The organism is Amycolatopsis sp. NPDC059235 (assembly GCF_042754125.1).
GTDB lineage: Bacteria > Actinomycetota > Actinomycetes > Mycobacteriales > Pseudonocardiaceae > Amycolatopsis > Amycolatopsis albidoflava.
The window spans coordinates 1-9,770 of record NZ_JBHZAG010000167.1 but is presented as its reverse complement, the minus strand read 5'-3'; the positions used below and the strand labels follow the sequence as shown (position 1 = coordinate 9,770).

Annotated in this window: 13 protein-coding genes; 2 read left to right on the top strand and 11 right to left on the bottom strand. The window is 70.3% G+C overall.

Going from position 1 to position 9,770, the window contains the following annotated elements; all coding sequences use genetic code 11:
* The 4 genes from ACFXI3_RS46455 to ACFXI3_RS46440 all read right to left on the bottom strand — a co-directional run.
* A partial coding sequence (locus tag ACFXI3_RS46455; RefSeq protein WP_378408594.1) for an Asp23/Gls24 family envelope stress response protein occupies nt 1-365 on the bottom strand: 365 nt, incomplete at its 3' end.
* 3 nt (nt 366-368) lie between these two features.
* Nucleotides 369-545 carry a hypothetical protein gene (locus ACFXI3_RS46450; protein WP_344275056.1) on the bottom strand — a complete coding sequence of 59 codons (177 nt, stop codon included), beginning with the start codon at nt 543-545 and terminating at the stop codon, nt 369-371.
* Nucleotides 542-868, bottom strand: coding sequence for a hypothetical protein (locus tag ACFXI3_RS46445; protein WP_378408592.1), 327 nt, complete (start codon nt 866-868; stop codon nt 542-544). The genes ACFXI3_RS46450 and ACFXI3_RS46445 overlap by 4 nt, the downstream gene beginning before the upstream one ends.
* Nucleotides 865-1,326 (bottom strand): Asp23/Gls24 family envelope stress response protein, encoded by a 462-nt coding sequence (locus ACFXI3_RS46440; RefSeq protein WP_378408590.1) that lies wholly within the window; start codon nt 1,324-1,326, stop codon nt 865-867. Before ACFXI3_RS46440 ends, ACFXI3_RS46445 begins: the two co-directional genes overlap by 4 nt.
* A 175-nt stretch (nt 1,327-1,501) precedes the next feature.
* On the opposite strand from ACFXI3_RS46440, the gene ACFXI3_RS46435 reads away from it, so the two are divergent.
* Together ACFXI3_RS46435 and ACFXI3_RS46430 are read left to right on the top strand one after the other, a co-directional pair.
* Nucleotides 1,502-1,711: a CsbD family protein gene (locus ACFXI3_RS46435; RefSeq protein ID WP_378408588.1), complete on the top strand. Its 210-nt coding sequence runs from the start codon at nt 1,502-1,504 to the stop codon at nt 1,709-1,711.
* A gap of 201 nt (nt 1,712-1,912) precedes the next feature.
* Nucleotides 1,913-2,074 carry a hypothetical protein gene (locus tag ACFXI3_RS46430; protein ID WP_344277648.1) on the top strand — a complete coding sequence of 54 codons (162 nt, stop codon included), beginning with the start codon at nt 1,913-1,915 and terminating at the stop codon, nt 2,072-2,074.
* Nucleotides 2,075-2,457: 383 nt separating this feature from the next.
* Here the strand turns inward: ACFXI3_RS46430 and ACFXI3_RS46425 are convergent, their stop codons facing one another.
* From ACFXI3_RS46425 to ACFXI3_RS46395, 7 genes are all read right to left on the bottom strand, one after another.
* Nucleotides 2,458-3,135, bottom strand: a complete 678-nt coding sequence (locus ACFXI3_RS46425) for a fasciclin domain-containing protein (RefSeq protein WP_378408586.1) — start codon at nt 3,133-3,135, stop codon at nt 2,458-2,460.
* Between the two features lie 299 nt (nt 3,136-3,434).
* On the bottom strand, nt 3,435-4,715 hold the full coding sequence (locus ACFXI3_RS46420) for an alpha/beta hydrolase (protein ID WP_378408584.1): 1,281 nt from the start codon (nt 4,713-4,715) through the stop codon (nt 3,435-3,437).
* Nucleotides 4,708-4,962: a hypothetical protein gene (locus ACFXI3_RS46415; protein ID WP_344275040.1), complete on the bottom strand. Its 255-nt coding sequence runs from the start codon at nt 4,960-4,962 to the stop codon at nt 4,708-4,710. Before ACFXI3_RS46415 ends, ACFXI3_RS46420 begins: the two co-directional genes overlap by 8 nt.
* Before the next feature lies 1 nt (nt 4,963).
* A complete protein-coding gene (locus ACFXI3_RS46410; RefSeq protein WP_344275037.1) occupies nt 4,964-5,602 on the bottom strand; it encodes a VOC family protein in 639 nt (212 codons plus the stop codon).
* Nucleotides 5,603-5,614: 12 nt separating this feature from the next.
* Entirely contained in the window at nt 5,615-6,373 is a 759-nt protein-coding gene (locus tag ACFXI3_RS46405) for a maleate cis-trans isomerase (RefSeq protein ID WP_378408582.1), read from the bottom strand.
* Complete coding sequence (locus tag ACFXI3_RS46400; protein ID WP_378408580.1) at nt 6,370-7,893, bottom strand: FAD-dependent monooxygenase; 1,524 nt, start codon at nt 7,891-7,893, stop codon at nt 6,370-6,372. The genes ACFXI3_RS46405 and ACFXI3_RS46400 overlap by 4 nt, the downstream gene beginning before the upstream one ends.
* The gene (locus tag ACFXI3_RS46395; RefSeq protein WP_378408578.1) at nt 7,890-9,560 is read right to left on the bottom strand and encodes an AMP-binding protein; all 1,671 of its coding nucleotides are present in this window, start codon (nt 9,558-9,560) and stop codon (nt 7,890-7,892) included. Before ACFXI3_RS46395 ends, ACFXI3_RS46400 begins: the two co-directional genes overlap by 4 nt.
* Nucleotides 9,561-9,770: the final 210 nt, after the last annotated feature.

Sequence of the window (9,770 nt, the reverse complement as noted above, 5' to 3'; positions counted from 1 at the left end):
TCCACCCTCCTCTGCTCAGCGGCCTCGGCGTGCAAAGCCGTCACTGTGATGCCGACGCGCCGGACCGGCATCCCGGTCAACTCCTCCACCCGCCCCCGCAGATGGCCGCGCACCCGTTCGGTCGTCGCGCCGACCGGAGCCGGGTACTCCAGCGAGATCCGCACGTCCAGCTCCACCTCCCCGCCCGCGACCCGGACCGACGTTTTCGCCGACCGGTCCAGCGCTTCACCGCCGAGGCTGATCCCGAGCGTCCGCCCGGCGGCCCCGCCGACCCGGTCGATCTCGCCCGCCGCACGGGCAGCCAACCGCTCGACGGCATGCTCGCTGATCGCGAGGCTGCCCCGTTCCTCCGCTGCGACAGCCACGGCTCACCCCCGATCGCGGCCGGTGAGCTGAGACAGATCGAGCTTCCCGTCGAGCAGGCGGCCGACCAGCAGCCCCACCGCGCCCAGCACCAGGACCAGCAAGAACGCCCCGAACCCGCCGATCGCGGCGGCGATGCCCAGCGCCAGACCGGTGATCAGACCCAATCCCGTTGCGTTCACGACACCGTCTCCTTCCGGTTTTCCGACTTCTCCACCCCGGCCCCGGACGGAACCGGTTCTTCGATATCGGCGATGAGCACGTGCACCGGACGACCGGGCGACGCCACGACCGCACGCACCGCGGCCGCGACCTCGTCGACCGCGAAGGGCATGCGGACCGCCACGCCGACGGTGACGTCGTCTTCGGTCACCCGCACCCCGGCGACCCGGCGGCCGGCACCGAGCGTGGCGATGCGGCCGAACCGGCCGCCGTGCACGTCCGACACTTGCGGCAGCTCGCGCACGGCGGCGATGATCCGCTCCGCCTCAGCGAGCGGATTCACTGCACCCGGCCGCTGTCGCCGGACGCGTCCTCCTCGTCGTCGGACGGCAGGTGCAGGTCGCCCACGTTGATGTTGACCTCGACCACCTCCAGCCCCGTCATTCCCTCCACCGCGCTGATCACGTTCCGCCGGATCGACCGCGCGACATCCGCGATCGAAACGCCGTACTCCACCACGATCTGCAGATCCACCGCAGCCTGCTTCTCCCCCACCTCGACCGAAACACCCTGCCCGGCCGACGCCGTCGCCCCCGGAATCCGCTCCCGCAGCGCCGAAAACGCCCGAGCCGCACCACCGCCCAGGTCGTACACGCCCGGGATCTCCCGCGTCGCCAAACCGGCGATCTTCTGCACCACCACGTCCGCGACCGAGGTCGTCCCCTGCGAACTGGTCAGCGGACCCGCATTGACCCGCTCCACGTCCTGAGACTTAGCCGCCGCATCAGTCGTCGAAGCCATCGAAACTCCTCCAGTCGGTTCCCGTCATTCAGTTCATCGGTTCGACTCGCCGGCCGCGCGAAACTCACGCCCCGAACGAGTGATGACGATCACATTATCGAGTGAGTGACGATTCGGGATCCGCATTGTCCATCACCCTGGAATTCGTTATTACGCCCGATGAAGGAGGACATCCATGTCGATGGACGACAAGATCGGCGCCAAGGCAGACGATCTCGGCGGCAAAGCCAAGGAAGCCGCCGGTTCGCTGACCGGCAACGAGAAACTGGAGAACGAAGGCAAAGCCGACCAGGCGAAGGCCGGAATCAGGGAAGCCGCGGAGAACGTGAAAGACGCTCTCGGCGACGCGGCGGACAAAGTCAAGAACGCACTGAAGAAAGACTGATCTCCCCGTCGTGTGCACGCAGGGTCCCGCTGCTGTTTCGGGGCTCCGCACCGCACCGGAATTGCCGCCGGAGGGTCCAGGAAACGCGACTCTCCAGCGTGCGCGATTCTTCCCGCGGCACCGCCCGGACTTGACCGCCGGGCCCGCCGGCGGCATTCCCGGTGAAACCGCAGTTCGTCCCGCGAAGGTCAGGAGGGTGCTGTGCTGGCATTGCTCGGTTTGCTGCTGGTCGTCTGGCTGGCGTGCATCGTGCTCGGAGTGGTGGTCAAGGGCTTGTTCTGGCTGATCATCGTGGGCGCGATCCTGTTCGCCGCGACCGCCGTGATCGGTTTCGTGAAGCGAAAGACGCTGGGACGCGGGTGAAGCGCTCAGCGCACCTGCGTCGACGGGCCCTCGGCCAAGAACGTCCGACCGGACTTTGCGGACCGCCGAGCGCGCCGGATCGGCACCCTCCGGCGTCGGTGCGGCGGAACCCAGGTCAAGCGCTGAACCGCTCTGTCTCGCGCGGCAACGCGGGCGGGCCGGTCGGCGCCGCGAACCTGGAGTGAGCAGGCTGTGGCACCGGCCGGCGGGACGCTGTCGCGTCCGCCGACGGCGAATGTCACGCGCCTCGCCGTCAGACTGTGGTGGCGCAAGGGGTTCGGGTGCGAGCAGCGAGACACGGCCGTCGCGGTGATCGCCGGAGCCGCGACGGCCGCTGTTTTCCGGGTTCCCTCAAGCAGGAGAAGGAAGCCCGGAGCCTGGTGCTACTTGTTCGTGCCCGGGGTGAGGACCTTGTCGATCACGAACACCGTGGCGTTCTTCGTCGGGATGTTGCCGCAGAGGATCTTCGCACCGTTGACGGTCATGGTGTCGCCGGATCCTTCGATCTTGATCGCCCCGCCCGCGGTGTTGAGGGAAGTCACGTCGCCGGCGGAGGCGAGGCCGTTCGCGTCGTAGCGCTTGCCCAGGACGTGGTACTGCAGGACCGGGGCCAGTTGGGTCGGGTTCTTGGCCAGCTCGGTGAACTTGGCGTCGCCCAGCGCGGCGAACGCGGAGTCGGCGGGGGCGAACACGGTGATCGCCTGCTGGCTGTTGAGCGTGTCGACCAGGTTCGTCGCCTTCACCGCGGCGACCAGCTTGGTCAGCAACGGGTTCGTCGACGCCGCACTGGCCACCGGCTGCGGACCCATCGAATCCAGCGAACCAGGAGCACTGCCCTGCGGCAGCTTCGAGCACGCCGGGCCGAACACGTCGGCATTCGTCGTCACCCCGTCGCGCGAGGAAGCGCTGCTGGACATCGGCGCTGACATCGAACTCGACATCGGCGCGGGCGCGCTGCTGGAGCTGCCGCTGCCGGACGAGTTGTCGCTGCCGCTGCACGCGGTCAGGGCCAGCGCGGCTGCCGCGGTAAGGCCGACACCCGCGACGCGGAACTTGTTCACGATGATTCACTCCTGGTTGAGCGGCGGTAGCAGTCCGTCGGAACTGCCGGATGCCGGTCATTCGGCGCGGCTGCCGGAGCGGATGGGTCGCTGGAGCGAAAACCCGATCGGGTGAACGAAATGACTGCCGTCCTCGCACGAGAGGCCATGCTCGCCGCGGGGCATCTGGTCGCGGGGCTGATCTCGATCAACGCATCCCCCCATCTCGCAGTGGGCAACGGGTCGATCGACCTGACCCCGGTGGAGCTCAAGGACTTCGCCGTACTTACGACAAGATGGTGCTCCGGCCGGCTGTTCGATCACCTCGTCGCGTTCGGGGTCGAAACCAGGAGCTCCGGCGCGAGCGCCCCTGCCGGGAAGCGGGCGCGCAGCCATTCTCCCATTTCCGCGCCGGCCAGGGTCGCCCCGGAGGTCATCCCTTCCCGCAGCGGAGCGCCGAAATGCCGGCCTGGCACCCGCACGTGCGTGATGTCCGCGGCACCGCTCAGGTCGCGGAACCGCTGGGCGTCGGCCGGGAAACATGCCTGGTCGCCGGTCAGTTCCACGAGCAGCGTCGGCACCGTGACGTCGGGCAGGCAGGCCGCCAGGTCCGCGTTCCCCGAAATCGCCGACCAGGTCGACAACCACGAATCCGGGGTCGTCAGCCGGCCGAAGCCGAGGACTCCGTAGTTGGTGAGGTCCGGGCGGCGGCCGAACAGCGAGCCGTACGGGCGGTCGTTCGGGTCCAGGGACAGGTCGACCGAGCGCAGGTCCGCATCGGTGCGGTAGACGGTCAGGACGCCGGTGGCCAACGCGGTCCGGCGGTCGGCGGCGTCTCGGGTTTCGCCGTACCGGTGCCGGGCCGCCGCGGACTGCTCGGCTAGTTCGCGGGCCAGCGCGTCGATCCGGGCGATCCGGTCGTACTGCGCCGTTCGGTAGGCCGCGACGAACTCTTGCGAGTATGCGGAAGAGCCGGGCGGTTCGGCGAAGCCGTTGGCCGGGAGGTACGGGTCCAGGTCCGGCGCGGCCGAACGCGGATCCCGCTCGTCGACGACCGACGGATCGATCAGCCGCAGCAGCAGCGCGCCCTGGCCGGGGTGCGGGGCCATCATCAGGAACCCGTCCGCGACCGGCATTTCGGCCTCCCCGAGCGGAACCGGCTTCCCGCTCGGAGCGCGGCGCAGCCGCTGGGCGGCCGGGCGGGCGGCCTGCTGGAGGTAGAACGCGGCCAGCGCGGCGCCGCCGGAGTGTCCGATGAGGACTACCCGCGAGAATCCCTTGTCCCGCAAGAAAACGTTCCCGGCGGCCAGGTCGAGCAGGGCTTGCTCGTGCAGCAAGGTCAGGTCGTTGCCGGCCGTCCGGGTGCCCTGGGTCCATACCGCGTATCCCTGGCTCAGCAGCTCCGGCACCAGCACGTGATGCGAGAAGTCCTGCCGCGGATGCATCAGCACGGCCACGGCGGTCGCGCCCGGGACTGTCCTCAGCAGACCGTTCACGGTCGCGCCGTCGCTCGTGGCGAGCTGGTGCGCGGTCGTGGTCGTCGCTTCGGGCAGCTCAGCCGGGGCGAGATACCGGCCGGCGCCGAGTCCGTTCTCAGCCATCGGCGCGCCTTTCGACCCGCAACGCGTTCTTGTCGTGCTGAACGATCACGGAACCTTCCAGCCCGGCCACCGCGCTGTACCAGACCGCGTGCCGGCAGCCGGTCGAGCGCCGGTCGATCACGATGGTTTCCGGCGCGGTGATCCGGAAATACGGCCCGATCCGGTCGACGGTGTTGTGGTCGTCTTGCCGCGCGACGTCGACCACTCCGACGTTTTCGGGCACGTCGAGAACGTAGAACCGGGCCATGTCAGACCAGCTCCTTCCCCGCCGGCTCCCACGACGCCGCCCGCTCGACGATGAGCTCGGCCTTGCGGGTCAGCAGCTGGTCCATCGACGGCGCCTCGCCGGCCACGACGTCGCACAGCGCTTGCAGGGTCAGCTCCGCGTCGAGGTCCTCCTGCGGCGTGACCGGGCGCAGCGCGCGGGTGATCTCGACCATGTAGCCGTTCGGGTCGTGCGTGTAAATCGATTCGATGGTCTCGTGCATGACCTGCATTTCCACCGGCCACTCGGATTCGTCCAAGCGGCGGCGGTACTCCAGCAGGTCTTCCTCGTCCTCGACGTTGATCGCGAGATGCCTGCTGTCGGCGAAGAACTTCGGCGTGCCGTGCGGCAGCCGGGCCCAGGCGTCGCCGGGCGCGCTCTGGTCGCCCGCCGGTTCCCAGCCGAAGTAGTAAAAGAACGCCAGCCGGTCGCCGCCGCCGATGTCGAAGAAGAAGTGGATGAAGTCCGGGTGCCGTTCCGGGCCCCAGCCGGCCGCGCAAATGGAGTGGACGATCGGGAACTTGAGCACGTCGCGATAGAACCGGACGGTGGCGGCCGGGTCGAAGGTCGGGAACGCGGCGTGGTCGACCCCGCGCACCCGGTGCACTGGCTTGTCAGTCATGGAAACTCCTTGTCAAACCTGGACGTTGGCGTCGGCGCGCAGCAGCGAACCGGCCCCGGGAAGATCGACGGGCAGGCCGAGGCCGCGCAGGATCGAGTACGCGCCCGCGGTGGCCGCCGACAGCACCGGCAGCCCGAACTCCTCTTCCGCGGGCTGGACGAGGTCGAGCGACGGCATCTGGACGCAGCACGAGATCACCAGCGCGTCGCTGTCGCTCAAGTCGAGTTCGCGGGCAGCGGCCAGCACCGCCTCGCCGGGGATGCAGCCGACCTCGGTGTTGTCCGCGACGCCCAGCGCGCGCCAGCCGGTGATGGTGAATCCTTCGGCCTCGAGGTAGTCGACGACCGTGCGCGCTACCGGTTCGGTGTACGGCATGACCAGCGCGACCCGCTTCGCCGCGAGGTCGGTCAGCGCCCGCACCAGTGCGCCGGCGCTGGACAGCACCTTCGTGTCCGATCCGCCGAGCGCTAGCTGCTCGGCGATGCGCAGCTCGGCGTCGCGGTGCTCGCCAGCGCCCATGGCCATCACCGCAACGAGGCAGGCGTAGAGCAGCACGTCCGTCTGCGCGTCGCCGATCTCCAGCACGCACCGCTCGCGCTGCGCGTTCATCGCGCGCAGCTGTTCGGGCGTGACGGCGTGCATCCGCATCCGGCTGGCGTGGAACGAAAACTCGACGCCGTCCACGCGCCGCAGCAGCCGCGGCAGCTCGGTCTCGACGGTCACGTTCGAACTCGGCACGATCAGCCCGACGCGCCGGGAATTGCTGGTCACGAATCCTCCTGGGAGACAGTCACGAAATCGGCCCGGCCGGCGCCGACCGAGGTGGCCGCGAAGGCCCGTGCGGACCGCGGCAGGTCCACTCCGACCGTCCGCCGGGTCTGCAGCCGGAGCCGCTCGGCGAGGTCGACACGGGCCCAGAACTCGCCGGGTTTCCCGGTCACCAGCAGCGGTCCGGTGCCGGCGGCGAGCCGGTCGACGGTCTGGTCGGCGGCTTCTCCCCACACGTCCGGCTCGGTCCACGCGATCTCCTCGACCGGCCGGCCGAGGTCCGCTCGCGAGACCGCCCGCACGGGAAGCTGGATTCCGTTGCCGCGCAACGGTTGTGCGAGGACCCACTCCGCCGGGTCGCCGGACGGCGCGGCGCCCAGCCACTCCAGCGCGGTGCGCACGACCTCGGGTTCCGACGCGGCGTAGTCGGCCATGGTCAGGTTGCCGGAGCGAGTCATGTAGGACAGGCCCAGCCGCTCGGCCGGCCAATCCGCCCGCCAGCGGTAGGAATCCCACCACCGCTGGCTGCGGCCGGCGAGCTGCTTGAACCGCTCGACCGCCGGACGGCGAGCCTGCTCGTACGCCGCGAAGGCGGCCGTCACCGAGCCTTCCCCGGCGAGAGCGTCCGCCAGCGCGATCGCGTCTTCCAGGGCCAGCTTGGTGCCCGAGCCGAGCGTGTAGTGCGCGGTGTGCGCGGCGTCGCCGAGCAGCACGACGTTCCCGGTGTGCCAGCGCTCGAGGCCGAGGTTGACGAACCGGCTCCACCGCGTGCGGTTCGCGAGCAGTTCCCCGCCGCGCAATTGGCCCGAGAGCACGTTTTCGAGCAGCCGCACGCTCTGCTGGTCCGTTTCTCCGGGCGCGGTGGCCGCGTCGAACTCGCCCAGGCCGGCGTCGGTCCAGGTCCGGTCGTCCACTTCGATCAGGAACGTACTGCGGTCCTCGGCGTACGGGTACGCGTGCGTGACGAACAGCTGCTGCCCCCGCCGGACGGACGCGAAGAACGCGGACGAGGCGGCGAACGGCGCGCCGCACCAGACATACCGCGTCCGCCCGAGGCCGGTCCGGACGCCCAGTTCGGCGCTGAGCTTGGCGCGCGTCCCGCTTCCGACGCCGTCCGCCGCGATGACGACGTCGCCGCTCACCGAGCCGAGGTCCGCGTGGGACCCGGCCCGGTACTCGACGCCGACCGCGGTCGCCGCTTCGGTCAGGACTCGCAGCAGCGCGGCGCGACCGACCGCGAGGTTCCGCGCGCCGTGCAGGCAGACGGACCGGTCCTCGGCGGCGAACCGCAGTTCGTGGCCGACGTAACTGACCTCCCGGACCCGGTCCGCGGTCTCCGGATCGGCCTGTTCGAGATTGCGCATCGTGGCCTCGGTCAGACCGACGCCGAACCCGAACGTCCCCTGTGCGCCGTCCATCCGCTCGTGGACGACCACCTCCAGGGCCGGGTCGCGCAGTTTCAGCAGCCTCGCGGCGTACAGCCCGCCAGGACCGCCGCCGAGCACGTTCACCCGCCGGGTCATCGGGCACTCCCTTCGGCCAGTTTCGCCTGGACGTCCTCGCGCAACCGGTTCTTCGCGACCTTGCCGACGTTCGTCAGCGGCAGCGCGGGCACGACCTCGACGCGCTCGGGCAGTTTGTATTTGGCCAGCCCGCGGGCAAGCAGGTGGGCGCCCAGCGTTTCGACCGTCAGCGGCGGCGCGCCGTCCTCCAGCACGAGATAAGCGCAGGCCCGCTCGCCCAGCACCGGATCGGGCATCGCGACGAGCGCGGCGGTGACCACGTCCGGATGCGCGACGATGATCTCCTCCACTTCTTCGGCGAAGATCTTCTCGACGCCGCGGTTGATCACGTCCTTGATCCGGCCGTCGATCGAGTAGCTGACGCCCTCCGCGGTGACGTGCCGCCGCGCCAGATCGCCGGTGCGGTAGAAGCCGTCGGGCGTGAACGCGGTCCGGTTGTGCTCGTCGGCGCGGTAGTAGCCGCGGATCGTGTACGGCCCGCGCGCGGCGAATTCCCCAACCTCGCCGTCCGGCACCTCGTCCTCGGACACCGGGTCGAGAATCCGGATTTCGTCGGCCGCGGAGATCGGCGCGCCGACCGTGTGGTGGCGCACCGCCTCGTCCGCTCCGGCGGGCGTGACCAGGAACATCCCTTCCGCCATGCCGAACATCTGGCGGATCCGGATGCCCAGCTCGTCGCGCAGCCGCTCGGCGACCTCGGCCGGCAGCCGCTGTCCGCCGACGACGAAATCGCGAAGGCCGGAGAAGTCTGTCCGCTGGGCCCGTGGCGATTCGAGCAGCCGGACCGCGAGCGCGGGCGGGACGAGCGGCAGCACGTCCGGCTGGTGTTCGGCGACGAGGTCGAGGACGGTGTCGACGTCCGCCGAGGGCGCGAGCACGAGCGTCGCGCCGGTGAAGATCGACGGCTGGAGCGCGAGCGAAATCCCGGCGTTGTGCATGAGCGGCAACGGATAGAGCACGCGGGAGTCCTCGTCCATCGCCATCGCGGCGGCCCAGGCGCGCGCGTTGTAGGCGTATTCCTCGTGCAGCCGCGGCGCGACCTTCGGCAAGCCCGTCGTGCCGCCGGAAAGCTGGAAGACCGCGGGCCGGAGCAGGTCGGATTCGAGATAGGGCAACGGTTCCCGGACCGGCTCGCGCACCAGCCGGTCATAGGCCGGCGCCGTCCCGATCGGCTCGCCGCGGCACGTCACCACCTCGGCGACCGATCCCTCGGCGAGAAGCTGCTCGGCCTGAGCGCGCAGCCGTCCGTCGCGGAAGTCGGCCTGCACGAGGAGCGTGCGGGCGCCGACGTGCGCGGCGAGCAGGCCGATCTCGCGTGTTCCGTGCTGCGGCAGCGTGCACACTGGCGGCGCGGCGGCGAACAAGCAGCCCAGGTAGGCGACGACCGTCTCGGCGACGTTCCCCATCTGGAACATCACCGGCTCGCCCGGCCGGGCCGCGCCGGAGCGAAGCAGCCCCGCCGCGAACCGCTGGGCTTCGTCGAACAGGTCGTCGTAGGTCCACGCGCGGCCCTCGGCCAGCAGCGCGGTCCGCGTCCCGTGCCGGCGGGCGGACTCGAGCAGTTCCGCCGGCAGCGACCGCCCCGCCCAGAACCCGGCACGCCGGTACGCAAGCACGCTGACCTCGTCGTACGGGGTCGTCGGTGGTGCAGGTGGAGGCAACGTCATGCGGATGACGGTAAGCCGGTCCGAGCGAAAGTTCAATAGCTGTGTCGAAAGTTCGACACATGTGTCACTTGCGCGCCAGGCTGGCCCAGGACACCAAAAAGGCCGTGGGGGGGGGGTGGGGCGCCCCGGCGCAGGAGGATACCGGGGAGCCGGCGTTGCGGTGCCCGGGGGCGCCGGTGGGGTGGGTGGTAGTGTGGGGCGGCCGGCCCC